Below are 26,354 nucleotides of genomic sequence, written 5' to 3'. Positions count from 1 at the left end.
AAATAGTACTTGCCGTTGTTATTATCATAATTCTTGGATTTGTTATTATTTATGATGAATTCGACAGAGGAAAACATTAGTCTTCTATTCTGCCAAAAGAAGAGCTTACCGAGTTTTTTACTTACGAAACAACTGAAGAACAAGAAAAAGCCTTTGAAAAGAATTTTGGAAATGAAAAATATAAATTTCCAAGAGAAGAAGTTGCAGAAGTTAAACTATTCCAAAATAGATTTTTAGTGAGTCGATTGACTTCGAAAACATTATCAGAAAAAAATAAAGCAAAAGTAATTTCTTTTTTTAATGATTCTGATAATTTTGATTGGTCTGAGACGACTTGGGAAGTTATCGAGTCAGAATATATTATGCGGTTTTACAATGAAAAAGGCAAAGAAATCGGTAAGATATGGTTGTGTTTGGAAGGTTGTGGAATGACAGAATCAATTCCTTTTTCGCCGAATATGAAATATGGCGGCTTAAGTGAAAGTGGAAAAGAAGGCGTTGAAAAGATTATAAATACAATACTAAACGAATAAAACGAGTGATAACAGCCGTTTCTTGCAATTGCGAATTTTGCTGTAAGTTCACATTCACATTTCGCAAGAATCTTTATCTTTATCAGAAATTGAAAAGTTCTGACCTTTTCAACTGACAAGAAGAGGTGGAACGTTAGTGGTAAAGTTACCACAAAACCCTAAAAAAACCAATTAGAGCACTTTAATGAAAAACATTTTTACAAAAAACAAACCACACTATCATTTTTCAGCAAGTGAAAAGGAAAAAGAAAACACAATCTTAATTTGGAAAGGTATTGTTGGTTTTTTTGGATGTTTATGCTTCTTTTATTCAATAAGACAATGTAACCTTTTTGTTATTATTGGTTTAGACTTCATACTTAAATTGTATACAGTTATTGGATTACTATTCACAATATTATTATATAAAATAGATAAAGTATACGAAAAAAATGATTATTCATTTATAGTTATTTATTTTCAAAAATTTTTTACTTATGGCTCTATTTTCTTAGCGCTTTTCATTTTCACAAATAAACATTTATCAACAAGTAAAGAATATGAAATTACTACATTACTACTTGAAAAAAAAGAAGGCAAAAACAGAAGAGCAAATGAAATAACTGTGAAAATTGGAGCGAATTACACTGTTATTAATGTACATAAATATAATTTTGAAAAAATAAAAAAATCAAACTACGCTACTATTAAATTAAAAAATGGATATTGGAATAAACTACTAATTCTTGATACAAAATTAGTAGAATAAATAAAAACTACCACGAACACACGCTACAAGCAATTTGGGCATTATTAGGCTTAATGGTAAGTTAGTCTTATATTTGAGATGATTTGGCAAATCCGAATAATGGGCTTAATTTAGTCTCAAACTTCTTGTAACGCTAGAACGTTAGTGGTAAGTTAACTTAAAAAAATCGTTCATAAATGACTAAATCAAAACTATTTTTTCTAATTGTTATCTCTCAAATTTTGTGTAATTGCACACAAAAAAAAGATTCTGATGGTAGTCTTAATGGAGTCTATGGAATGACAAAATATTTTCAATCAAGCACTACCAACTCAGAATACATAGAAACTTTTTTAATTCAAATCAAAAAGAATAAAATAAAAATATTCGGAACTGTTCCAACTTGGGGAAAAGATTATAAATACAAATTAAATAAAACAAAAGATACAATTTTGTTAGAAAATAACTTTAAAATATTTAGAAAAAATAATGATAGTACTATCGTTTATCTTGAAACTAGAATAGACAATAAAACAGAAAGAATTGAATTTCAAAGAAATGTAAACTTTGAAAGCCTTATAGACGAAAAAGGAATTAATACTAGTCAATTATCCAAAATACTAAATAAGATAATGATTGTTGGAAAATATAAATTTAATGGGAAAATTATTGAATTTAAAGAAAATGGAACCGTTGAAAATTTTGAATATTTTAATAATTATAGAGTACTACCAAGATTAGGAACAAATACTTATTATGATGATAGAATAATCGAAACTGAAAATGGAAAATGGAAATATGAAAAGAAAAAAGAAAATCTAATTTTAACTAAATATTCCACCAAAAGAGACGAATATGAAATGTATGTTTTAGGAGAACCGAAAATTGAACTTGAAAAAATGACCCGATAATAACAGCAGTTTCTAATAATGACGAGGAAAGGGATTCATTTGAAATCGGAACGGTTTTTAATTAAAAGTTTTGGTTATATTTGTTAAGGCTTGGTCTTAGTTCATCGCCACTTCTTGAAGTCGCGATACGTTAATCTCCATAATACCATAACCGAGAAGAAACACAGAAAATGAATCAAAAAATTTCACATATTACAATTGTCGTTGATGACTATGACAAAGCAATTGAATTTTACACTAAAAAATTAAATTTTGTTTTGCTAGAAGATACCAAAATTGACGAAGCTAAACGTTGGGTGAAAATTGCTCCAAATAAAAATTCTGAATTTAGTTTGTTATTAGCAAAAGCATCAAATGAAATACAAAAAACACGAATTGGAAACCAAGCTGGCGGAAGAGTATTTTTATTCTTAAACACAAATGATTTTGAAAAAGATTATGAAAATTTGCAAAATAGAAATGTAAAAATTACAAGGGAACCTAAAATTGAAAGTTACGGAAAAGTTTTAGTTTTTGAGGATTGTTTTGGAAATCTATGGGACTTAATTGAACCTATTGAAGAAAAAAAAGAAAAGTTTTACTCAACAGGAATATTAAAAGTTATTGACGAGAAAAATATTGCGAAAACAAGGAACGCTTTAATTGAATTACAAAAACAAACAAAAAACGAAATTGGAAATATAACATTTGAAATTCAACAATCAATAGAAAACGAAAATGAATTTATAATTTGGGAATGTTTCGAAAATGAAACTGAATTTAAAAAACATCTTGGTTCAGAACATTTAAAAGAATTTTTGAAATTAAATTTAATTGAATTCATAAAAGGTAATGCAACAAAAAAAATATAAATCCCGATAATTATAGCAATTAGCAGCGATTTCAATAAATAGATTGGCAGGGAAATTATCAGAAATTGGAAAGGTTTTTAATTAAAAGTTTTGGTTATATTTGAAAAGCCTTGGTCTTGGTTCATCGCCACTGCTCGAGGCTACGGAACGTTAGCTGTACTACTCTGAAAACCGCATAAAAATTGGACATTAGTAAAATTAATCGAGCCTTAAAAAAAATCCATTTCTTAATTTTAGGATTTGTACTTTTGAATTTTACTATTCAAATAATTACAAATTATGGATTGAATTCAAGACTGATATTCATTCTCAAATGCGTAATTTATCTTTCGGGAATTTCATTGTTTTTAATTAATAGAAAACCATTCAAAAAAATAACTTTCTATTACTCCTTTTATTTGTTTTCATTTATCGTTCTAATTTTGTTCAGAATTTTTGGTGGAATATTTTTAGGTATACTATCATCAATGATTTTATTTCCCATATATCCAAAAGAAGTTAAATATGAAAAAGACAACTTAAAAGTCTATGAAAAATTAACAGGATTTTTAGGTGCTTGCTGTCACTATGAAATTGCAGAAAACAAACTACTCCTATTTGAAAAGAATTATGGATTTATAAAACTTGAGGGTCAAATTGAAGCAGGTAAAAGCGACATAAAAATTATTGAAAATCAAGTCGAGTACAAACACAAAATAACAAACTACCAAAACGAAATTGAAACTGAAAAAGATACAATAGAAAAAATAGAAATAGAAAAATAAAACTACTTCTGTTAACAGCGTCTTCAAGAAATAGTGAGGCACAGGATTTATTTGAAATCGTAAAGGTTTTTCGTTTAAAGTTTTGGTTATATTTGTTAAGGCTTGGTCTTGGTTCATGGCAACTTCTTAAAGTCGCGAAACTTTAGCAGTATTATTAAAAACAATAACCTTTAAATTAGACTATTACGTGAAAAAGATAATCTTCATTCTATTAATAACTTATTGCTCATTCGATATAAATGCTCAGAATTTGTTTCCTGTTAAATTAGAAAACTGTAAAACAGATAAATTTTGTCTTGATTGCGGAGATACTAAAGCGAATTATAAAGAGATAGATTTTGAACAATTACAAGAAAAACTCAACAAATCACTAAATCTCAAAGGCATTACTGGGAGTGTCAAATTTCAAGTTCTTGTCAATAATAATGGTAAAGGTTGTGTTCTCAGCCATACTGATAAATCTAACAATCCAATTACTTTAAAAATTATTGAAGAGCTAAATGATTTCAATAAATGGCTTCCTGCAATAACTGAGAATAAGAAAGAAGAAAAATCATCTATTAATTTACTTTTTACAATTAAAGAGAATAAGATTGTTGGTAAAATTGAAAGAGTTGATGTAAAAGCCTTTGAAAAATCATTTGATAAGCCACAAAATCCGGAAATTTATAATAAAACATATATTTACAAAAATGAAAATTTAAAAAAATACAATATTCAAGTTTGGAATAAAACAAATTCATCGCTCTCCACAGGATTAAGTGATCATCTAGCAGTTGACAATAATGACAATATTTGGTATGAAGTAAGTGAAGAGTTATTTTTATTTAATGGTTCAGAATTCAAGCATTCTGAACAAAATATAATACCTGTCGAAAAATACTTTGCGTATTTTGATATGGCTGTCGATAACGAAAATACCTATTGGGTTTCTACCACTAAAGGAATATTTAGTTATAAAGACAATAAATGGGAATATCATTTACCTAGCAAAATTGGAATTGATGGCTGCTATCACATTATCAATAATTCAAAAACAAATGAAATGTTTTTTTGCGCAGATGAAGGTCTAGTTACTTTAAAAAACGGAAAATGGGAAATTCTTAATCAAAAGAATTTTGCTAAACTTCCAGAAAATAAAGTTTATTATGCAAAAAGAGACTTCAAAAATAGATTATGGATTGGTACTTTCAAAGGAAGTTTAATGATAGAAGAAAATGGCCAAATTACTGAGTTTGAAAAGTCTGAATCGGTATTAAAAGGAAGATGTATTACAAGTATGACAGAAGATTCTAAGGGGAATATATATTTTGGACTTTACAAAAATATTAAAGGAACTGAAATGAATTCAGATGAAGGAATTGCAATATTATCAGCTGATGGAGCGTGGAAAAAATACACTACAGAAAATTCAGGTATTCCAGCTAATCACACAAGTAATATGCTTTATGACAATAATGAAAACATATTATGGATTACAACTGCTAGTTGTGGTCTGATTAGGTATGATCCTATTAATAATGTTTGGGAAAATTATAATAATTTAAATTCAGAAATTCCTACATCATATATTCAAGACATTGAACAAGATTCAAAAGGAAATATTTTTCTTGCAACAAGACAAGGTCTGGTTAAGGTTGAAAGAAAATAATACTAACGCGAAAAGCCGTTTCTCGCAATTGCTAATTATGAAATAAATTCACGTTTGCATTTCGCAAGAAATTTTATCTTTAACAGAAAATTAAAAGTTCCGAAGTTCATAACATCGCCAAGTGTTGGAACATTATCGGCACTACGACCAAAATGTGTCTAAAATAGACTGAAATCAAAAAAAACATAGTATACCAATAGAAATGGAAAAACGTCCAAAAATTGAAATAAAACTTACTCAAACGGATGAAATTATTGAAGCAATTGGTTATTTGATATTAATCGTATTTTGGATTATGAATATCGTTTCATTTTCAAATTTACCTGAAAAAATACCTATTCACTACAATGGATTAGGAGAAGTCGATAACTACGGCTCAAAATCAACAATATTCATATTACCAGTTGTCGGAACATTTTTATTTACATTATTAACAGTGTTAAATAAATATCCTGAAAACTTCAATTATCTTGTGGAAATAACCCAAAAGAACGCAGAAAAACAATATGTAAATTCAATAAAAATGATACAAAAGTTAAAGATTATCTTACTCTTACTTTTTGTATTTATTGACTTCATAACAATACAAGCTTCAAAAGGAAATTCGGAAGGTCTAGGAAAATGGTTTTTACCGTTTATGATTGGATTAATTTTCATACCAATACTTTATTTTATTTATAAATCATCTAAACTAGAAAAATGAAGTACAGCCACTAACAGCAGTTAAGGATTTTTAATATATTTGGGATATCCTTACAAACAGTTCTAGTTCACTGTAGCTTTTTATTATAACGAAGAGACGCGACTAGGCAACAATGTTTTCTTAACAAATGTAAAAATGAAAATAAAAACACTACTAGTTTTGATTATAACTATCCTTTATGGCTGTAGTAATAACGAAGATAGCGTTCAGGGAGTTCTAAACACAAATTCGATAGTTGTAAAAGTTGAAAATACTTCCTATAAAATAAATAAAGAAGATGTTGGCGGAAATGAAAATTGTAACTCTATTTTCATAAGTTCTGGTTACAAAATTAACAACAATATAAAGTTTTTATTGAATTTTAGCCTTCTTAAAAATGGAGAATTAAGCGATGTTAGATTTGATGAATTTGATATAACATCAGGCGAATCAGTTGCTAAAAATTTTTTTACACCTGAGTTCAATCCAATTGCAACCATGGAAATTAAAAACTTCATTTATAATCCAAATGAAAACTATGTTTATTTTGAATTTGAAGGTACTGTGTATGAGGAGAATAATGTTGTAAATAAAAGACAACTATCAGGAACAGTTGAAGTTAAAAATCTAAAAAAAGTTAATTGCACTGCTGAAAATTATAAAATTGAGTATCTCAATAATGAAATAAAATTTAATACTATAGATTATTTTAGATTAAAAAATTCACTTTCAACTAATCAAACTCATACCTATTTTTCAAATAATGGTTTTAAATTAAACATAAAAAGCGTTGATGATTTTTGGAATTTACCCCTATCTACAATCAATTTCAACGAAATAGCATCAAACAATAAAGTTGAATTTCTACAATACATTGGACCATTAGTTTCAAGTCAAGCTGTAATTTTAAATCCTCAGGATTGGAAAATTTTCGAAACAAGAGGTAACTTTACTATTGAAGAGAAAATTATTGAAAATGGTTTTAAAACAATTAAAGGTACAATCAATATGGAAGTTTTATACCAAGGAAACTTGATTTATACAATTAATAACATGAATTATAGTACTGGTAGTTTAAACAATTAAAAAACACTTTGGAAACTAGACTTTAAGAAATTGTTTTTTCTGCTACATACTAGTCTTTCAAATTCTAAACTAAAATTTTATTCTTACTTTTTTCAGTTTTGAGTCTGCTACAAGCTGCCATCATTTCGGAACCCGCATATTAATCAAGAAGTAACCTCCAGTTTATATCCTTTATTCCGAACTACAACAAGAGCACTTGTTGGATCAGGCTCAAGTTTTTTTCTGAGTTTCGAAATGAACATATCCAAACTACGTCCAACAATAACGCCTTCATCTTCCCAAAGTTCTTTTTGCAGTCGGCTTCGCTCTATAACTTCGTTGGGAGCTAATGCAAAAATGAGAAGCAATCGTGTTTCAGTTCCAGTTAACGCACTATTTGTTCCATTTATGGTTAGTTGCCGTTTCTGAACGTCAAATATAACAGAACCAAAAGTTATGATTTCGGTTGTATCCTCTTTAGGTACTTCTCTTTTTGGTTTGTCCGATTTCAAAAAAATAAAACCCACAAAAGCGAGAAGCGAGAAGCCACCAAAAATATATTTGTAACTTGAATTCGTTATACCATCCGATCTAAATTTGATGTTAATCTTGTAACACGCTTTGGGCTGTCTTCTTCCAAGACACGCAACAATATCATCTTTTTTATTTTTTGAAATTGCATATCCATACGCTATAGTCGAAGTACCACAGTTGCGTACAGTAACTACATAATCACTAACAAACTTGTCTTTGGATAACAAGCGTTGGGTTGTATTTACTAGCGAATCGGTTTGAAAGGTAAGTTTGTTTTCAAAGCTAATTTCATATTCATTTGCAGCAATCTTTTTTAAAGGTAGTACTCTTGAAGTACTGTCGCCCGATTGCAAAAGTATTTCATGCCCAATTCTACGAAGTAAAACTTCGGTTCTAGCAAGGTCAAATTCGTCACGATCATCTTGACCGAAAGCCACAAAAATTGCAGAAATCGATAAGAGCAGAACCAATCCAAATAAATATTTACGTCTTCCTAAAAGGATAATGCGACTGAGATACATAATGTAAAGTTTACTATTTACAAAGTTTACATTTTTATTTACAATCCCAATACATCAAATCGAAAAAAACCAATGTAAATTCGTGAAATCAAATTAATAATTAAGAAACTTATGAAAAAATCAATCTCTGTATTCATGTTATCGATGGCGGTAGTAACTGTACTCCTATTTACAAATTGTGAACTGAAAAATGAAACTAAAAAATCACAAAAATCGGTATCAATTGTAGAAAATAAAAAAAACTTAGATGCTAGAAAGAAATGGGAAGCTTCGCCAGATGGCATTAAGTATAAAGAATGGGAAACATCTGAAGAAGGTAAAAAAATACATGCCAGTCATGATAAAATCAAAAAATCTATAAAAGATTTTACTGAAATGGAAGCCGTAGTTACCTCTGTAACTTTTCAGCGCGAAAATGCGAATTCAAATGGTCCTAAATGGCTTATAGTCCAAATTGATGGTGAAGAATACATGATGCAGTTTGGGTCGAAAGAATTTGAGAAACTAAACAGCCTGAACGTTAACGACAAAATAACTGTTAAAAGTCGCAGTGCAGGATTCTCAAATAATCATCCTTACTTGATTATCTCTAGTGATTATATTGCGAAAAACAATAAGGTACTTTACAAACGTGACTTAAGCAAAAACAAGGGTTGTTAAGGGTTGTAGTTGACTAATGATAGCTTTCTAGAAAAACCAGAAAAACTTAATGCAACAGAAATAAAGTTTGCTATAAAGTAAATCATGACTTTGCTAGACTAGTTTTGTATCTGCAATAAAATTGATGTCACCAACGTTATTCAATATTAAAATAAGCAGATGAAACAGGTATACAATCTAGCAATAATATTATTTGCATTAAGTACTTTTGGACAAATTCCAAATACACTAACACCTAACGAAAAAGTTTTTGGTCTCTCAAAATTTTGGCAAGAAGTAAATTATAATTTTATCTATCTTAACAAAGTTGACAGAGTGATGTGGGACAACCGCTATAAAGAACTTATCGGTATTGTTCAAAATACTGCTAATGATTATGAGTATTATCGGGAACTTCAAAAATTTTGCGCTTTATTAAAAGATGGTCATACCAATGTTTATTTCCCGAAAGGAATAGAACAAATGAATACGATGTTTGGTGAATACCGACTTTTTATTAAGAATATTGAAGGTAAAGCAATTATTATAAGAACCAATTTAAGCAAGAAAGAAGAAATACCTTTTGGAAGTGAAATTATTGAAGTAAATGGTAAGTTGACTCAACAATTTATTGACGACAATGTAGCACCTTATATCTCTTCTTCAACCGATTATGTTCTACAAGATTGGAGTGTTTCAAATCTCTTAAGAGGAATGGATGGCGAAACCTTTAAAATAAAAATAAGAAAGCCAAACAAGAAAATAATTGCATTAGTACTAACGCATAAAAAAACAGAAGAAAAAGAAGTTTATCCTGCATTTGAAGCAGACAAACAACTTTTAGATTTTAAATGGATAAATAAAGAAACGGCTTATGTCGCTTTAAATTCTTTTAGCAATGAAAAAATTGACAGCTTATTTATTGAAAAACTTCCTGAATTGTATCAAGCAAAATCATTAATAATTGATTTGCGTTATAATGGTGGCGGTAGTACTAGCATAGGAACTGAAATCCTGAAATATCTAACAAATGATACGCTGCTTTATGGTTCAAGACAAAAAAGTAGGCTTCATATTCCAGCTTTTAAGGCTTGGGGTAAATATGTAAAAGATAAGGATACCGTAAATAACGAATGGAGCAAAAAAGAATTTTTATCATACAAAGACCAATTTTATCACAATTTTGAATATGAAGCAGATACAATAAAACTCAACGCTAAAAGAATTGTTGTTCCTACAGTTATTTTAATAGGACATAATACCGCATCTGCAGCAGAAGATTTTTTAATCAGTGCTGACAACCAAAAGCACATGATAAAAATGGGCGAAAAATCATTTGGAAGCACAGGACAACCTTATCTTTTTGATTTACCTGGCGGTGGTTCCGCTAGAGTTTGTACCAAAATGGACACCTATCCAGATGGCCGGGAATTTGTCGGCTACGGAATAAAACCAGATATAGAAGTAATCCCAAAACTTGAAGATTATTTGAATAATAAAGACCTAACACTCGAAAAAGCTGTAAAATATTTAAAAGAAAATTCAAAGTAAATAAGAAATATAGTTTACTGAACGCTTTATTTTCGAATCACTAAAGCTAGTCTTACCTAAGCAGCAGCAGCACATCTTTACTCATAAAAAAATTAAATTATAACACTACAAAATCTGTTGGCTTTGTAGTGTTTTTTGTTTTAAACAAATATCATGCACTACTAAAAGCATCATGCTATTTCAAACAACCAAACATTTATTTTTATAACTTCGTGCAGCTTATAATCCCATCATGAAAAAACTCCTTATACTCCTACTCCTTTCATCCTATTGTACAACATTTGCGCAACAAAATCTTGTAAAATATGTAAAACCAATTATAGGAACCGAAAAAATGGGACATACCTATCCTGGCGCAACTGTACCTTTTGGTGCGGTGCAATTGAGTCCAGAAACCGATACAATTTCGTATGAATTAAATGGAAAATACAATGGCGATGTCTACAAATATTGCGCTGGCTACCGCTATGAAGACAAAACGATTGTAGGTTTCAGTCATACCCATTTTAGCGGAACTGGTCATTCCGATTTGGGTGACTTTCTAATTATGCCAACGCAAGGAACGTTGCAATTGAATCCAGGAACAGCTACCAATCCTAAAAGTGGTTATCGATCTTCGTTTTCACATACAAACGAGGTTTCAGAAGCTGGATATTACAAGGTAAAACTCGACGACGATAACATTCTAGCCGAAATGACGACCACAACGCGCGTTGGAATGCATCAATATACGTTTCCAAAATCGGATGAAAGTCATATTATTTTGGATCTGATGTCGGGAATTTACAATTATAAAGAGAAAAATACTTGGACGTACGTTCGCGTAGTAAACGATACTTTGATTACAGGTTACCGTCAAACGAATGGTTGGGCACGAACTAAAACCGTGTATTTTGCCATGTCTTTTTCAAAACCATTTATTAGTTACGGACAAAAAAATTATGACGATAAACAACCTTATCGCGGCTTTTGGAGAAAATTCGACGAAACTAAAAACTTTCCTGAAATAGCTGGAAAAAACATTCGAATGCATTTTGATTTCAAAACCAATGACGCCGAAAAAATTCAAATTAAGTTTGCGCTTTCATCTGTAAGTCAGGCAAATGCGCTAGAAAATATGCAATCGGAAATTAAAGATTGGAATTTTGAACGCGTTAAATCAGAAGCACAAAATCAATGGAATAAAGAGTTAAATAAAATCAACATTAACGCTTCTGAAGATACTAAAGTCAATTTCTATACGGCAATGTACCACACCTTTATCAATCCAACGGTTTATACCGATGTAAATAAGCAATACAAAGGTTTGGATCAAGACGTTCATGCTGCCCAAGATTTCACTAATTACACTACTTTTTCTTTATGGGATACCTACCGAGCTTTGCACCCATTTTTTAATATTATTCAACCTTCACGCAACAATGACATGGTAAAATCCATGATGGCTCATTACAATCAAAGTGCGTTGCACATGTTACCAATTTGGTCGCATTATGCTAATGACAATTGGTGCATGAGCGGTTATCACAGTGTTTCCGTACTTGCCGATGCGATTATAAAAGGAGTGTACAACGGAAATGCTAATGAAGCATTAGAAGCTTGCGTGACAACTGCGAAACATCGAAATTACGAAGGCATTGGGTATTATATGGATTTAGGATTTATTCCAGCTGAAAAAAGTGGCACTTCGGTTTCGAATACGTTAGAATATGCTTACGACGATTGGTGTATTGCACAAATTGCCAAGAAGTTAAACCGAAAAGAGGTGTACGACGAATTTATGAAACGATCCAGTAATTGGAAAAATAATTTTAACACTACACCTGGATTCATGCAACCTAAACTAGCCGACGGAACTTTCAAAAGCAACTTTGATGTTTTATCAACGCACGGTCAAGGATTTATTGAAGGTAACAGTTGGAATTACAGCTTTTTTGTACCACACAACCCAACCGAATTAATTGAAAAAATGGGTGGAAAAGATCAATTTTCTGCACGATTGGATACCTTGTTTTCAATGCATTTACCCGATTCTTTCTTTGCCGAAACCGAAGACATTACTCGCGAAGGAATAATTGGTGGATACGTTCATGGAAACGAACCAGCACATCATGTTGCCTATTTTTATAATTGGACCAATCAACCTTGGAAAACACAAGGGCAGGTTAGAAAAATCATGAAAATGCAATATAAACCAACACCTGACGGTTTGGGTGGCAATGACGATTGCGGACAAATGAGCGCATGGTATATTTTCTCGGCATTAGGATTTTATCCCGTTGCGCCAGGTTCGGATGAATATGCTATTGGTTCGCCATCAGTAAATAAAGCAATTTTAATGTTAGAAAACGGCACTCAATTTTCAGTTGATGTAATCAATCAAAGTGATAAAAACGTATATGTTCAAAAAGTACTTTTAAACGGAAAAATCGTTCCTAATTTAACCATCAAACACAGTGCTATTACCGACGGTTCAAAATTGACTTTCTATATGGGATCCAAACCTAAAATGTAATTATTTTTCAAATACCAATCGCGCCATTAAATAACTTACTGTAGATTCTGCACCTTGGTTAAGGTTGATATGATTTTCTTCTAGACCATCATAACAACCTCCAGTAGCCGGATTATAAACAATTTGATTCAAATGATTTTTACCTAAAAACCAATCGAAGGCTGTTACCATTTTATCATAATAATGTTGTTCCTCGAATACTTCATAAAATTTATTTAAGGCCAAAACGGTATACGCTACATCAATAGGTTGTTCTCCAAAACTATTTGCTTGTTTCCCTTTATGGTTCCAACCTTGATTCGAAACTACTTTAATTTGATCGTACTTAAAAATTACATCCAATAAAAATTCAAATGAATCTTTAGCTATTTTTTTATACAATTTATTGTCTGTTTTTAAAGCGGCATACAACATTGCTTCTGGTAATAGGCTGTTAGCATATGTCAAATAATTCTCAAACCATTTCCATTTTTGATCTGAAACACCTCGGTATTTTGATACTAAATTATCAGCTAGAATTGTAATAATTTGTGTGATGGCAAAATCATTTGATTTCAAATCATAAAAATACAAGCCTTTAATTGAAAAAGAAATTGCTCTAGGCGACTTATACGCTATAATATGTGGTAACGATTTAGATATAGCATTCCTCGCTTTTTCGATATACTCGATAGGAAACAAATCGGTTTTTGAACAGAATTCACCTAACGCCCAAATGGCTCTACCATTAGAATCTTCTAGATTTTCATTTTCGTTATTATCGGTAAAGTTTCCGTACTTATTGACATAATTTAAAAATGTTCCGTTTTTTTGTTGGCAAAACAAGATGAAATTCAAATACGTTGTAATTAATTCTAAATCAGAAGCTTCTTTCGTCAATTCATAGTGTTTACTTACAGCTATTAATGCTCGAGCATTGTCGTCCAAAGTATAGCCCGTTTCCAAATCGGGTGTCGATACTTGCGAAAACTGAATCATACCGTTTACAGTTGTTAATCGTCTAACGTGATCTAACGAAATTTTTGGAAGCTCATATTCAAGTTTTGAAATGTGACTTTCTAAATTATTTTCAATCATTTTAATATGTGCCAAAGCTGCATTTTGCCACGAAGTCGGATTTATTTTATGCAATGCATTCAGGCGCATTTCTTTAAGTAACTTTGGTTGAAATAACAAATCAATTGCTGCTTTAGCCAATGCATCAGAATTTTGAAAATCAAAATTTAAACCCGCACCATCTATAAGTTCTTTGGCATGCGGAATGGGTGTCGAAATTATCGGACAACCACAAGCCATTGCGTAGGCAAGTGTTCCGCTAACCGCTTGATTCGGATTTTTAGCCGTAAACAAATAAATATCGGTTTGTTGTAAATAGTTAATTAGTTCTGGCAACGAGACGTATTTATTAATAAACTGTACATTGTCGTGCAAATGTAGTTCATCTACTTTTTTATATAATAAATCTCGATACCGTTCACCTTCTTGTTTTACAACTTCTGGATGGGTTTTTCCAATTATTAAATAAACCAAATTTGGAAATTTAGCAATAATTTGTGGCAACGCTTCTAAAGCTGTTTCAATACTTTTTCCTTCACTTATCAACCCAAAAGTAGACAAGACAAATTTGCCAGTATAGGGATTTTTGACCGTAAGATCAGTTTCGTTAATTTCAGAAACTAAATGCGTTCCGTGCGGAATAACACCTATTTTATCCGCATCGATTCCGTAAAATTTAATTAATACTAATTTTGAATTTTGCGTAAGCACAATAACCTGCTCAGAATATTGAGCTATTTTTCGAACAACCTTCAATAGCTTTTCGTCGGGATTTGGCAAAACAGTATGCATCGTGGTAGTTACTGGTACGTGTACCGATTTAAGAAATGGCAACAGCATTGCACCATAATCGCCACCAAATAACCCGAACTCGTGTTCCAAAAACAAGGCTGCAATGTTTTCATCTTTATTGATTTTCTCGGCCAAGTCGTTGTACGACGCTTCATTTTGTGTTTGCAAACGGTACTTTACCTCTTCTGGATATTTATAGTCACATTCTTTAGATTCTAAAGCACAAACTTTTAATGCAAAAGAACTTCTAAATTTATCTTGAATTGCATTTTTTAAATCTTGAGAATAGGTTGCAATTCCACATTCTCTTGGCGGATAAGAAGTTATAAATAAAATTTCGGGCAAAGCATTACTTTGACTTTTAACCATTTTCATAGTTTCTTGTATATTCAATCGGTGGTTGGTTCTTGAAATTGAATTATATACTTCAAAATTATTTTGATCGAAGGCTGTCACTGCTGTTTTCATAGAGGTATTTTTTAGTTGTAGGTTGTTTTAGTTTAGCTTAGTACGATTTTATTAGAAAGTAATTCTTTGATTAATTCTTGTAAACTTACCGATGCACAAGCGATGCACTTGTCGGCAGCGCCATAATAAATATAAAGCCGATCGTCAAAAAGTGCTGTGCCGGTAGGAAAAACTACGTTATTCACAACGCCATTTATCTCATACGATTTTTCAGGTTCAAACAAAGGATAAGGAAGTCGTGCCAGTACAATTCTTGGATCATCAATATCCAGTAAAGCAACGGCTGCTGTGTAAACATAGCCGTGTAAGGTATCGTAAACACCATGATAAATTAGCAGCCAACCTTCTTCCGTTTCTATTGGTGGACAACCGCCTCCAATGTAACAAGATTCATGGCTATTCTCATTTGGATCTAAAACCACGTGTTCATTGAAATGAAGAAAGTACTGAATCCAAAAATCTTTGGTTAAATCTGCCAGTTGTTGCATCATCACAAGCTGGATGCCTGGTTTAATACGATGTAAAAAAGCCAATTTTCCATTTATTCTTCTCGGAAAAAATACTACGTCTTTATCCCAAAGATATACTTTGTCGTTGGGATGAAAATGCCTATTGTGTCTAAAATATTTAACGCTTGTTTGGTTATTACATTCGGCTAATTGTTGAAATTCATCAAAAGAAAATAGCGGCGTAATAATTCCTTCACGTTTAAAATGTACTAAATCTTCTGAAGTTATTAATGCTCCAAGTGCGTTAATTCCATCATAAGCCGTGTAGGTAATATAGTATAAATCATCAATTTTTACAATCCTTGGATCTTCGACACCTTTAGCCTCTTCAATGGTATTCGGAATTATTATGGGAGTATCATGGCGCGCTACAACTTGTAATGGACCATCTAATTTACAATAACCAACAGTAGAATAATTCCCACTTTTGACAGCACGATACAACATGTGAACCGTGTTACCATCTTGAAATATTGCAGGATTCAAAACACTATCGTTTTCAAAAACCAAATCGGTTTTTTTCAAAACAATTCCTTCTTTAATTACAGATATCATACCACCTTAATTTTAATGAACCAAAAGCATTGATTAAAAAATTTCAAATGCTTTTAATTTATTAAAGGTGGTTTTTCTGAAAAGTAAACTGCAATTAATAAAACTTATGAAGTAAAGTATTGAAATCCTTTATACAAAGTTCTTTCAATATCATTAAAAAAAATTACACGATTAAGACCTTTAGTTACAAAATTCTCACATTTACAGTACGTACAATGAAAATAATACAATGATAAAATAATCAATAAAATTATTTCAGTATGATTTCTGCGTAAATCGGTAAATGATCGGATGGATATTTGCAATCTTTAGAATCGCTAAGTACAGCGTGTTTGATAACTTCACCGGTATTTTTAGAAGTAAAAATAAAATCAATAAGTAACGTTACTGGCTTGTGAAATTCGAAGTTATTAAAAGTTCCAGCTGGACCAAAAGAAGGGCTTTTGCTGCTAGATCTTGTGTCGTTTAAATTGCTAGCAAGATATAAATAGGCGTCGCTTGTAGGTTCGCTATTGAAATCACCCGTCAATACTAAAGGTAAGTTTTTAGTATTAATTTCTTTAATTTTTTCAACAATCTCTTTGGCACTATTAAGTCGCGCTGCAACACCCACGTGATCAAAATGAGTATTGAAAACATAAAATTGTTTTTTGGTTTTAAGCTCTTCAAACAAGCCATAAGTGCAAATGCGTTCCAATTGAGCATCCCAACCCTTAGAAACTTGATTGGGTGTTTCTGACAACCAAAAAGTAGCCTGATTCACCACTTTGTACTTTTTAGAATTATAAAACAAAGCGCTAAACTCTCCTTGATTTTCTGAATTATCTCTTCCTCGACCAATAAAATTATAATCCGATAAAGTGCTATCCAAATACTGTAACTGGTGAAGTTTGCCTTCTTGCGTCCCTATAAAATCTGGTTGATAAAACTGAATTTGATTGGCTAGAAATTCTTTTCTTAAACTCCACTTATTTTCTCCATCATTGGGATTGTCAAACCGAATATTATAACTCATAACCTTTACATTCTGACTAAATCCAATTGCAGAAACGAAAAAAATGATTAGCCCAAATAGATTTAATTTTCTCATGATAGCTAGCTTAAAATTAGTGTATTATTTTTCTATTTTAAAGAGTCTTTTCGGCTGACATAATTGTGTAAAAAATCACCTTTAGGTTTTCCTAAATCAAAAGAACTCCATTTCGTTAAAAAACGAGTGCTTGTTCTTGCTTCGTCTTTATCCATATTCTCATATTCAATTCGGTAAATTGCAGAGTACATTTCGGCACGTCCAACACCGTGATAACAGTGAATTAAAACCGGATAATTATCTGGATTATCCATGATTTTAAAATAGTTTTCAAGATTTTTTTTCTTTGGAACTTGATCCGAACCGTTATTAAAATACTGTACACCATCAATTTTCGCTACAGCTTCTTTTTCTGCAGTCAATTCTGCCGGAATTTCAGGATTGTTTACATCGTCACCCGTACCTGGAAAACGCAAATCAACTATAGACTTGATTTTATACTTTTTTACATAATCGGCAATTTCGTCTGGAGGAATAACACCACTTTTATATACTTTACCTTCAGTTATTGTTTCAAAATTGTGATTGATGTGCATGTCATACACATATTTTCCGACACCAACTATAACTACAAAAAGTAATAGAATCGTTATTTTTTTCCAAATTTTCATACTATCCAAATTTATTTAGTCCCTAATTTTTTATCGATGACACGTTGCATATAGTCTTGTATAAAAGCCTTGCATCTGGTTTCTAATAAATTCATCTCGGGATTTCTATTTTTAATTAAATTATTTTTTAAATCTTTATCTGTTTTATCATAAAAACCAATCGCTTTGTTTCCATCAAAAATACAAATATAATTACCGCTCATCAATTGATAGGTTTTAGAAGAATAACGCATTACAAATGGAGAAATTGCCGATGTACTAACCAAACTTCTACCCCAACTTCTAAATGGTTTATCATAACCAATCAGGTCTAAAATAGTAGGATATAAATCAATCTGTTGTGCATAATCGTTATTGATACCTACGTAGTCTGAATTGGGTTTATAAATCAGCATCGCTACTGCATTTTTATTCATTTCTTTTTTGTACTCGTCATAGTAGATGGTATTTCCATGATCTCCTACCAAAACAAAAATGGTGTTAGCATACCAAGGTTCTTTAGAAGCTGCTTTAAAAAATTGCTTCAAAGCAAAATCGGTATATCCAATTGTTTTATGAATGTTTACAGTACCTTCAGGAAATTTATTCTGATACTTTTCGGGAACTTTATATGGTTCGTGAGAAGACACAGAAAATAAAGTTGCCATAAACGGCTGCTTACTTTTACTGATAGTTTTATTAAAATATTGAAAAAACGGCTCGTCCCAAATGCCCCAAACGCCATCAAAATCGGCATCGTTATTATATTCGTTTTTACCATAATATTTATCAATTCCTAAAATATTAGAATATCCTAGAAATCCCATCGAACCATTGGGCGCACCATGAAAAAATGAAGTAGAATAACCAATACTTTCGAGCGTAGAAACCAACGATTCGGTTTTTTGTTTTGGATAGGGCGATGATGTAAATGCATCTTTAAACGATGGAATCCCAGCCAATATCGAAGACATGGCATGAATCGATTTGTAACCGTTAGAATAGGCATTGGTGAATAGTAAACTGTGTTGCGCCAACGAATCTACAAAAGGAGTATAACCAACATACTTAGGGATTTTCATGTCTTTATTGAAACTTCCATAATACTCCTTACCGTTGCTTTCTAATATCAGAATTACAATGTTCGGTTTGGTTTTCGGATTCGTATGATATTCTTTGTAAGGAACAATTAAAGAATCAATTACCGACTTTGAAACAAAGTTTACTTTTTTGAAATTATTGCTGAACATGGTTCGTATTAAAGCAAATGGTGTATTTAGAACAAAATCTGCCTGAGAAGTATTTTGAACATACCGACTAGAATCTAGTAAATTGATTGGTCGCGTACTTTTCTTAAAATCGCCTCGAATACCGCCAACAATTAATACCGCAATTGCAAAAAAACCAACAACAGATGTACCAAAATACTTGACCGATGGTGCATGTGAAACCAATTGAACTCGAACTTTTTTATATAAGAAAATCCAAACATAGGAAAGCAGAAAAAAGAGCAAAAAAACATGCCAATAATTGGTCAAAAAATTAAAGAAAAGTAATCCTTTATTGCTTTCATTTTTTAGCGAATCTAAGGCCGCAATAGTTGATCGTCCAAAGTTAAATCGGTAATAAATAAAATCAATAAAATTAGTGGCAAAACCAATTAGATTAGGAATAAAATAAAGATAAAATAGAATTTTTTGATAACCCGTACGCGTAGTAATCAGTATTGGAATAATCGAAAAAATTATAAATAAGGCGTTTAAATATAAAATTGCAGTGGTATCAAACGCTAATCCGTGATAATACAGCGTAAAAAAATCAGAAACAGTTTCAATTTTAATTAAATCTTTATTGTAAATAAAAAACAACAAGCGCGCTACAAAATAAAAAATATAAACCAATAAAATTCTGTAAAACAAAACTTTATATTCATTTAATCTGACAAACTTATTCATTTAGAAAAACATATTTTTACAATACAAAACTACATATTTCCTATTCAAATAGTATATATTTTAAATTAATATTGTGAATGAATAGATTATTAATTAATTTGCATGAAATTTAACCACAATGACAACAATTTCACGTCTATTTGATTTTCCATACCATCAACTAGAAAAATACAATATCGAAGACGCTTTAGTCACAAAATACAATGGAGTTTGGGTAAAAACCTCAACACAAGAATATGTGGACAAAGCCAATACCATATCGAGAGCATTACTGCGATTGGGCATCCAAAAAAATGATAAAATTGCCCTTATTTCTTCCAACAACAGAACCGAATGGCACATTATGGATATCGGAACTTTGCAAACTGGTGCGCAAACAGTCCCGATATATCCCACAATTTCCGAAACTGATTACGAATATATTTTAAATCATTCTGAAGCCATGTACTGTTTTGTTTCAGATGATGAAGTGTTGAAAAAAGTCAATGCCATTAAAAATAATGTTCCAAAACTTAAAGAAGTCTATTCGTTTAACGAAATTGAAGGTTGTAAAAACTGGAAAGAACTACTAGAACTGGGTAAAGATACCAGCAATCAAGACGTCGTTGAAGATCGAAAGAGTAATGTAAAACCGCTAGAATTAGCCACCATAATTTACACATCTGGTACAACAGGAAAGCCAAAAGGTGTCATGCTTTCACACAATAATATTGTTTCGAATGTATTGGATTCTGCCAACAGAATACCGTTTGACGCCGGAAAAAGTCGCGCATTAAGCTTTCTTCCTATTTGCCACATTTACGAGCGAATGGTTACCTACATTTATCAATTTTATGGTTGTGCAATCTACTTTGGAGAATCGATAGAAAAAATTTCTGATAATGTTAAAGAAGTACAACCTACAGTAATGACAGGCGTACCAAGACTTATCGAAAAAGTGTACGAGAAAATTATTGCAAAAGGTTCTGAACTTACTGGAATAAAAAAGAAACTGTTCTTTTGGGCAGTGGAAATAGGATTGAAATATGAACCTAACGATGCGAACGGTTGGTGGTACGGGTTGCAACTAAAAATAGCTAGAAAACTTATTTTTAGCAAATGGAAAGCCGGTTTGGGTGGCAAGTTAGACTTAATTGTTAACGGAAGTGCAGCATTGCAACCACGATTGGCAAGAATATTTGCAGCAGCAGAAATTCCAGTAATGGAAGGTTACGGATTGTCGGAAACATCGCCTGTAATATCAGTTAATGATCAAAGAAATAGAGGATTTAAAATTGGAACTGCAGGACGCATCATAGACAATGTTGAAGTTAAAATTGCTGCCGATGGGGAAATTCTTTGCAAAGGTCCGAATGTAATGATGGGCTATTATAAAGACGAAGTGCTTACCAACGAAGCAATTGTTGACGGTTATTTTCATACCGGAGATATTGGCGAAGTAGATGCCGATGGCTTTTTGAGAATTACCGATCGTAAAAAAGAAATGTTTAAAACATCTGGAGGAAAATATATTGCTCCACAATTACTAGAAAACACAATGAAACAATCACGTTTTATTGAACAAATAATGGTAATTGGGGCCGACCAAAAAATGCCTGCCGCGTTCATTCAACCAAGTTTTGATTTTGTTAAAGAATGGGCTAAGTTGCACAACATCGAAATTGGAACCACCAACGAAGAAATCATTACCAACCAACAAGTGATTGACCGAATCAAACAAGAAGTAGATACGCTAAACGAAAAATTTGGAAATTGGGAAAAAATTAAAAAGTTTGAATTAACACCCGATTTATGGACTATTCCAGCGGGACATTTAACGCCAACCATGAAGTTGAAACGAAAAGTAGTGATGGAAAAATACATCAATCTTTATCATAAAATTTATGATGAAGCTTAAAATACAATAAAACTAAAAATTATAAACCACGAACAGTATTGCTATTCGTGGTTTTTTTTATCTATTCCTATTTTTAGTTTTAAACTTATATTTGATTACATCAGTAGCAATATTTCGATCCGATTTATTAAAAGACAATAATTCTGACGCTATTTGCGGATTTTGATGAATGCGCTTGGCAACAATTTCATAAGCTATATCTCTTACAACAACTTTCAAAGCATCCGAATTTTTATACTCCTTTTTAATAACCATCAGAAAGTTTTCCAAATTAGAATCCGAAGTTTCGGTATTATAAACAGTTACAATAGCTTTTTGCAACTCTTTTTCATTCTCAAAATTGTAAAAATAATTATTCAAACAATTGCCTGCATCTTTGTTTACTCTCCAACCATCTAGCAATAACTCTTGTGCTTCAGGAATACTTCCAATTTTGTTTCGCAGTAACAACGAAGCTTTGACGTATTGCGAATTGGCTTTATAATTGTCAACTACTTTATAAAAATAGTCGTTGGCCGAAGTTGTATCGTTCAATAACAAATACAAATCACCCACTTTTTCGGTCATTTCAAGTTCTTTATATAGCACGATTGCTTCTTTGTAGGCTTTCCCATTTTCATAACATTCTGCTGCTTTTGGTTTGTTTTGACAATGTTTCAAATATACCGTTGCGGCTTCTGGATACAACTGACCTTCTTCCAAAACTTGCGCTGCTTTAAAATGGTTTTTAAGCAATTTTAAATATACATGGGCCGCTTTTTCGTATTCTTTTTTACTGATAAAATCTTGTGCTAAATTTTCATATTTAGTATGCAAAGCTGAAAACCGATCCGAATCCAACAACGCTGCATTTCCAGAACTACTACCAAAACGACTGCTTGATGATGATGCACCGCCTAAAAATTTTACAATAAAATAAAGTACCACAATTAACAGCACAAAAAAGCCTAACACATAAACTATCGGCGAAACCGTTCGATTTACATAATCGGAACTTACAAATTTTACAAATAAAACACTCATTACAACAATTACCACAACCACAACAGCAGGAAAATAACGATCTAAATTTCTGTTGTACGACGAATACTGATTTCTTGGCGGAGTATACTGACTAACTTTCCTCACTTCATAATCCGATGAATCACTACTCGTTACTTTGATAAGCAAATAAACGATTCCAGCAAATACGCCTATAACCAGCAGCCATTTAAAAATATAAAGCATTGTTGCACCTGTGAAAAGGCGACTTAAGAAAAACAAGACCAAAATAATTTTAAAAAATGCATACCGCGCTGTAGCGGAACTATCCGCATCCATCGAACCAAATGATGGCATCGAACCTGAAAAAATACCACCGCCAGAATGACTTGACGAATTGGAACTCTTATTTTTGAAAAACCGACTTAGATTAAACCAGCTCGAATCGGTTCTACTAAAACTAAACCTACCACTTTGATCACCGCGGCTGGTTTGCAGCACATCTAAAGGAATACCTAACTTTAAAGCCATTTCGGGATTCTTATCTAAATAGCTCAAAAACTTATCAATTTCTTTTTGGTTGCCTTTCAATACTCTCTTCATATCAAAAGGCAAATTTTCTAAAAACTCTTCTTCTGTTGATGGGGCTTCAAATTGTTTCAGAATTGCTTCTTCATCAATTTCAACTCGCAATGAAGTAATACTATTGGGAATAGCAACCGACTTAGCAGGAACAACAACTTGGCATGATACTTCATCGATCGCGGTTATAAGTCCTAACCAATCTACAACTGCATCGAGCTCTACCAAACCAAAATCAGGATGAAAAATATGATAATGCTCTGAAAAAAGCTGCTCCATTTCCAACAAAGAAATCATTGGAGTTACCACAGTATTTTCGGGTATAAAGAGCGTATTATTGACTTTTTGAAAATATAAATTTCTTCCAATATCCAATGCCTTAGGGAGATTTTTAAAAACTACCAAAGCACCATACAATTCATTAGCAACGGCACTTGGAACTGCATAAACCGAAACTTCTTCTAGCCTAAAACCCATACGTTGAATTTCTTGTAACCATAAGCGAGGCGCTGCATTGCAAATCAGCACTGCGCCTTTAGGAAAAAGATTTTTAGAAAAAGGTCGTAACTTAAACTCCATGATCAATAATGCGCCGTATAAACGGATTTAAATAATTTCGTATAAAAGTACTTGTTGTAATTTTTAATTGTTCTTTCGTTTCATCAAAAAAATAATTATTTCCTGCAAACTCTGTTTCAGATGCTACTCCAAGTGAAAACTGCAGTGAAGTCGGAATATAAAATTCTGGTATTGAAGCATTACTACTAATTAAAGTTAACATTCCAACTTTATCAAATCGAACGATACTTCCATCAGGAAAACAAACTGATCGTTCTCTCGTTGCGCTGTAACTTGCGGCTGGCTGTTGCGATCTGGAAAAAGATATATATAATCAGGTCGTGAAACATCCAAACGATGAATATTAACTAATAATGAACCATTTTCATCAACCGCAATTCGGTTAAAACTTTTTAATACATTGTTCCCAACGCACCAAAACATACTTATTTTTTGATTATATGCATCCAAAGCTACGTCCAATCCGTTACCAAAAATTTGCTCGAAATTGATGGATTCATTTTCATATCTAAACTGCCAAACTTCATTTGATTTGGTATCAGTCAGATAATAATTCCCAAGTAAAAAGTAAAATTTATAACTCAATTCGATACTTTTATAACCAAAGGCGATGGTTGCAAATTCTTTTGTATCCAAATTTAGATAACACAATTTGCTCTCTTTTTCAAAATAATAAAACAATTCAAATTCACCTGCATCATTTATTCCCAAAGCATAAACGCCACCAGATTTTATGGATATATTTTCATATAAAAATCGGCTACCTTTATACGTAGCGTGATTAATGTAATTAGTTGCATTGTGCTTATCTTGCGATTGATCCAAATACGTTTCTTGCAAACTCTTGTTACTTGCTAAGAAATAATAACGGTTTTCTAGAAAAAAAATCGCTATCGGATTTTGTGGCAATGCAGCCAATAAAGGAAACGAGTAACGTACCGGAACCGAAGTCGCTTTCTGTTTTGCAACAGATGGTTTATTGGTTTGAGATTTGGTCCACAATTCATCTAAAGGCAAAATCATTTTTTGAACAAACTTTTTACCTTTATTTTGTATTTTATAAATCTGAATTTCACCTTCGGCATTCGTAGCAATTATGTAATGCAATGCATCTGAAAAATCACTTATTGTTTTTTGAACCGACTCCAAGCGCAAACTGTCTTCAGAAGTTACCAAAAACAACTCTTGTGCACTAGTTGCTTTCTTATTTGAAGTTATATAATCTTGCAAACCCAAACTACAATCGAGCGAAGGATTTAAAATATCCAATCCATCAACAACCTCATCAACAGATGAATACAGAACTTCTGAAAAAGTTGTTCCCAAAACAAAAATCTTGCAATTGATATCCGTTTTGGGATGTTTCGCAATTGCTAATGCTGCAGCAAAATTTAAAACTTTAGCATTACCCCAATTTTTTAATGTCGAATCGATCAACATAATTCGTTGCAACTGATCGGCTTCTGGTGGTACTTCTCTTTGAATATAAAGTGCCTCGTTATTGGCAATTCGTGACATGAAAACCTCGTCATCTTGAGCAAATTCTGATAACAATAATTTATCAAAATCGCCTTTATTGGTCAAATCTGAAATTCCTCCTAACGGCTGGCTACTCGGCATAGTATGATGTAACGGAATGTGTAAACCCGACCAAATTCGCTTTATCAAACTTCCTACATGAAACGTTTTATCTTCCTGAATAAGTTGACTAATAAAATCTTTTGGAACATCAGTTACATCAACTTGATCCAGAGCTACTTCGCTAAATTGTTCTTCAACAGCATCTAATGGTAAACCTGCCATGGCATCAACAATCGACTTTGCTGTAGGAAACTTTCTGTTTAATAGTTCAAAAACCTTAAAATCATTGGCAAATGTCGTTTGATGAAAAGCTTTTTTTTCGAGTGAGAAACTATTAATTCCGTAATCTTCTAATATCATTTTGGCTTTTTCAGAAGATATGCGTTTGTGACAATCAGAAAAAATAGTTTTAAACAACAGCAAGCGTTTGCTTCCTTTTTTGTACTCGCGCAATTGCTGAATTTTGGTTAGAAATTCCATCGCCGAACTTACATTTGGAACGTATTTTTCACCAATCAGAACTTCCTTCTTTTTAACATAATACAATACACTATGAAAGCCATCTTCAGCATCAGTATTGGTGGCAAGCAAAGCCAAAAGTAACGAACCAAAAGGCGGAATACTTTCTTCAGACAAGGCATTCAATAGTTCAAATACAGTTGCTTGATGCGCAATAGTTTTAGCTTTGGGAATAGTCAAATACAAGCCATCCTCGGTGGTTTCCCATTCCCAGAAATAATCTTCGTACGATTGAAAATAATGTTGTGCTTGCATT

At 31.9% G+C, this 26,354-nt stretch carries 21 protein-coding genes; 12 read left to right on the top strand and 9 right to left on the bottom strand.

The annotated features are described in order from the left end of the window. The first annotated feature begins 236 nt into the window (after positions 1-236). From ACZ098_RS16295 to ACZ098_RS16260, 8 genes are all read left to right on the top strand, one after another. A complete protein-coding gene (locus ACZ098_RS16295; protein WP_487312825.1) occupies positions 237-533 on the top strand; it encodes a hypothetical protein in 297 nt (98 codons plus the stop codon). 184 nt (positions 534-717) lie between these two features. Next, on the top strand, positions 718-1,281 hold the full coding sequence (locus tag ACZ098_RS16290; protein WP_487312824.1) for a hypothetical protein: 564 nt from the start codon (positions 718-720) through the stop codon (positions 1,279-1,281). 176 nt (positions 1,282-1,457) lie between these two features. After that, the gene (locus ACZ098_RS16285; RefSeq protein WP_487312823.1) at positions 1,458-2,171 is read left to right on the top strand and encodes a hypothetical protein; all 714 of its coding nucleotides are present in this window, start codon (positions 1,458-1,460) and stop codon (positions 2,169-2,171) included. Between the two features lie 170 nt (positions 2,172-2,341). Next, entirely contained in the window at positions 2,342-3,022 is a 681-nt protein-coding gene (locus ACZ098_RS16280) for a VOC family protein (RefSeq protein ID WP_487312822.1), read from the top strand. Positions 3,023-3,489: 467 nt separating this feature from the next. Then, complete coding sequence (locus tag ACZ098_RS16275; RefSeq protein WP_487312821.1) at positions 3,490-3,786, top strand: hypothetical protein; 297 nt, start codon at positions 3,490-3,492, stop codon at positions 3,784-3,786. A gap of 250 nt (positions 3,787-4,036) precedes the next feature. Further along, the gene (locus ACZ098_RS16270; RefSeq protein WP_487312820.1) at positions 4,037-5,437 is read left to right on the top strand and encodes a ligand-binding sensor domain-containing protein; all 1,401 of its coding nucleotides are present in this window, start codon (positions 4,037-4,039) and stop codon (positions 5,435-5,437) included. Between the two features lie 202 nt (positions 5,438-5,639). Further along, positions 5,640-6,140: a DUF1648 domain-containing protein gene (locus ACZ098_RS16265; RefSeq protein ID WP_487312819.1), complete on the top strand. Its 501-nt coding sequence runs from the start codon at positions 5,640-5,642 to the stop codon at positions 6,138-6,140. 135 nt (positions 6,141-6,275) lie between these two features. After that, the gene (locus ACZ098_RS16260; RefSeq protein ID WP_487312818.1) at positions 6,276-7,205 is read left to right on the top strand and encodes a hypothetical protein; all 930 of its coding nucleotides are present in this window, start codon (positions 6,276-6,278) and stop codon (positions 7,203-7,205) included. Positions 7,206-7,348: 143 nt separating this feature from the next. Here the strand turns inward: ACZ098_RS16260 and ACZ098_RS16255 are convergent, their stop codons facing one another. Next, complete coding sequence (locus tag ACZ098_RS16255) at positions 7,349-8,239, bottom strand: winged helix-turn-helix domain-containing protein (protein ID WP_487312817.1); 891 nt, start codon at positions 8,237-8,239, stop codon at positions 7,349-7,351. Between the two features lie 111 nt (positions 8,240-8,350). Here ACZ098_RS16255 and ACZ098_RS16250 point away from each other — a divergent pair, with 111 nt between their 5' ends. The 3 genes from ACZ098_RS16250 to ACZ098_RS16240 all read left to right on the top strand — a co-directional run bounded on the left by ACZ098_RS16250 (position 8,351) and on the right by ACZ098_RS16240 (position 12,944). Beyond that, on the top strand, positions 8,351-8,899 hold the full coding sequence (locus tag ACZ098_RS16250) for a hypothetical protein (RefSeq protein ID WP_487312816.1): 549 nt from the start codon (positions 8,351-8,353) through the stop codon (positions 8,897-8,899). Between the two features lie 159 nt (positions 8,900-9,058). Then, a complete protein-coding gene (locus ACZ098_RS16245) occupies positions 9,059-10,429 on the top strand; it encodes a S41 family peptidase (protein WP_487312815.1) in 1,371 nt (456 codons plus the stop codon). Positions 10,430-10,661: 232 nt separating this feature from the next. Further along, entirely contained in the window at positions 10,662-12,944 is a 2,283-nt protein-coding gene (locus tag ACZ098_RS16240) for a GH92 family glycosyl hydrolase (RefSeq protein WP_487312814.1), read from the top strand. Here ACZ098_RS16240 and ACZ098_RS16235 read toward each other — a convergent pair whose 3' ends face one another. The 5 genes from ACZ098_RS16235 to ACZ098_RS16215 form a co-directional block, all read right to left on the bottom strand. After that, the gene (locus ACZ098_RS16235) at positions 12,945-15,260 is read right to left on the bottom strand and encodes a glycosyltransferase (RefSeq protein WP_487312813.1); all 2,316 of its coding nucleotides are present in this window, start codon (positions 15,258-15,260) and stop codon (positions 12,945-12,947) included. A gap of 32 nt (positions 15,261-15,292) precedes the next feature. After that, positions 15,293-16,324 carry a glycoside hydrolase family 130 protein gene (locus ACZ098_RS16230; RefSeq protein WP_487312812.1) on the bottom strand — a complete coding sequence of 344 codons (1,032 nt, stop codon included), beginning with the start codon at positions 16,322-16,324 and terminating at the stop codon, positions 15,293-15,295. A gap of 250 nt (positions 16,325-16,574) precedes the next feature. Continuing rightward, positions 16,575-17,414, bottom strand: coding sequence for an endonuclease/exonuclease/phosphatase family protein (locus ACZ098_RS16225; protein WP_487312811.1), 840 nt, complete (start codon positions 17,412-17,414; stop codon positions 16,575-16,577). Between the two features lie 32 nt (positions 17,415-17,446). Beyond that, complete coding sequence (locus ACZ098_RS16220) at positions 17,447-18,025, bottom strand: dual specificity protein phosphatase family protein (RefSeq protein WP_487312810.1); 579 nt, start codon at positions 18,023-18,025, stop codon at positions 17,447-17,449. Positions 18,026-18,036: 11 nt separating this feature from the next. Next, on the bottom strand, positions 18,037-19,959 hold the full coding sequence (locus ACZ098_RS16215; protein ID WP_487312809.1) for an LTA synthase family protein: 1,923 nt from the start codon (positions 19,957-19,959) through the stop codon (positions 18,037-18,039). Between the two features lie 118 nt (positions 19,960-20,077). Between ACZ098_RS16215 and ACZ098_RS16210 the strand changes: the two genes are divergently transcribed. Beyond that, positions 20,078-21,856 carry an AMP-dependent synthetase/ligase gene (locus ACZ098_RS16210; RefSeq protein WP_487312808.1) on the top strand — a complete coding sequence of 593 codons (1,779 nt, stop codon included), beginning with the start codon at positions 20,078-20,080 and terminating at the stop codon, positions 21,854-21,856. A gap of 57 nt (positions 21,857-21,913) precedes the next feature. Here ACZ098_RS16210 and ACZ098_RS16205 read toward each other — a convergent pair whose 3' ends face one another. Genes ACZ098_RS16205 through ACZ098_RS16195 form a run of 3 tightly spaced genes read right to left on the bottom strand, consistent with a single transcriptional unit; the run spans position 21,914 to position 26,353 of the window. Next, a complete protein-coding gene (locus ACZ098_RS16205) occupies positions 21,914-23,998 on the bottom strand; it encodes a hypothetical protein (RefSeq protein ID WP_487312807.1) in 2,085 nt (694 codons plus the stop codon). Next, entirely contained in the window at positions 23,988-24,200 is a 213-nt protein-coding gene (locus tag ACZ098_RS16200; RefSeq protein ID WP_487312806.1) for a hypothetical protein, read from the bottom strand. Before ACZ098_RS16200 ends, ACZ098_RS16205 begins: the two co-directional genes overlap by 11 nt. Then, positions 24,194-26,353: a hypothetical protein gene (locus tag ACZ098_RS16195; RefSeq protein WP_487312805.1), complete on the bottom strand. Its 2,160-nt coding sequence runs from the start codon at positions 26,351-26,353 to the stop codon at positions 24,194-24,196. Before ACZ098_RS16195 ends, ACZ098_RS16200 begins: the two co-directional genes overlap by 7 nt. Position 26,354: the final 1 nt, after the last annotated feature.

Source organism: Flavobacterium sp. SP2 (assembly GCF_057626655.1).
The sequence above is the reverse complement of the archived record's forward strand: the minus strand, read 5'-3'. Positions and strand labels throughout refer to the sequence as shown.

Bases quoted from the DNA above. Each gene is read 5' to 3' on its own strand.
- ACZ098_RS16290 (WP_487312824.1), top strand. From the start codon at position 718: ATGAAAAACATTTTTACAAAAAACAAACCACACTATCATTTTTCAGCA.
- ACZ098_RS16285 (WP_487312823.1), top strand. From the start codon at position 1,458: ATGACTAAATCAAAACTATTTTTTCTAATTGTTATCTCTCAAATTTTG.
- ACZ098_RS16280 (WP_487312822.1), top strand. From the start codon at position 2,342: ATGAATCAAAAAATTTCACATATTACAATTGTCGTTGATGACTATGAC.
- ACZ098_RS16275 (WP_487312821.1), top strand. From the start codon at position 3,490: ATGATTTTATTTCCCATATATCCAAAAGAAGTTAAATATGAAAAAGAC.
- ACZ098_RS16265 (WP_487312819.1), top strand. From the start codon at position 5,640: ATGGAAAAACGTCCAAAAATTGAAATAAAACTTACTCAAACGGATGAA.
- ACZ098_RS16260 (WP_487312818.1), top strand. From the start codon at position 6,276: ATGAAAATAAAAACACTACTAGTTTTGATTATAACTATCCTTTATGGC.
- ACZ098_RS16255 (WP_487312817.1), bottom strand. From the start codon at position 8,239: ATGTATCTCAGTCGCATTATCCTTTTAGGAAGACGTAAATATTTATTT.
- ACZ098_RS16250 (WP_487312816.1), top strand. From the start codon at position 8,351: ATGAAAAAATCAATCTCTGTATTCATGTTATCGATGGCGGTAGTAACT.
- ACZ098_RS16245 (WP_487312815.1), top strand. From the start codon at position 9,059: ATGAAACAGGTATACAATCTAGCAATAATATTATTTGCATTAAGTACT.
- ACZ098_RS16240 (WP_487312814.1), top strand. From the start codon at position 10,662: ATGAAAAAACTCCTTATACTCCTACTCCTTTCATCCTATTGTACAACA.
- ACZ098_RS16235 (WP_487312813.1), bottom strand. From the start codon at position 15,260: ATGAAAACAGCAGTGACAGCCTTCGATCAAAATAATTTTGAAGTATAT.
- ACZ098_RS16230 (WP_487312812.1), bottom strand. From the start codon at position 16,324: ATGATATCTGTAATTAAAGAAGGAATTGTTTTGAAAAAAACCGATTTG.
- ACZ098_RS16225 (WP_487312811.1), bottom strand. From the start codon at position 17,414: ATGAGAAAATTAAATCTATTTGGGCTAATCATTTTTTTCGTTTCTGCA.
- ACZ098_RS16220 (WP_487312810.1), bottom strand. From the start codon at position 18,025: ATGAAAATTTGGAAAAAAATAACGATTCTATTACTTTTTGTAGTTATA.
- ACZ098_RS16215 (WP_487312809.1), bottom strand. From the start codon at position 19,959: ATGAATAAGTTTGTCAGATTAAATGAATATAAAGTTTTGTTTTACAGA.
- ACZ098_RS16210 (WP_487312808.1), top strand. From the start codon at position 20,078: ATGACAACAATTTCACGTCTATTTGATTTTCCATACCATCAACTAGAA.
- ACZ098_RS16205 (WP_487312807.1), bottom strand. From the start codon at position 23,998: ATGGAGTTTAAGTTACGACCTTTTTCTAAAAATCTTTTTCCTAAAGGC.
- ACZ098_RS16200 (WP_487312806.1), bottom strand. From the start codon at position 24,200: ATGTTAACTTTAATTAGTAGTAATGCTTCAATACCAGAATTTTATATT.
- ACZ098_RS16195 (WP_487312805.1), bottom strand. From the start codon at position 26,353: ATGCAAGCACAACATTATTTTCAATCGTACGAAGATTATTTCTGGGAA.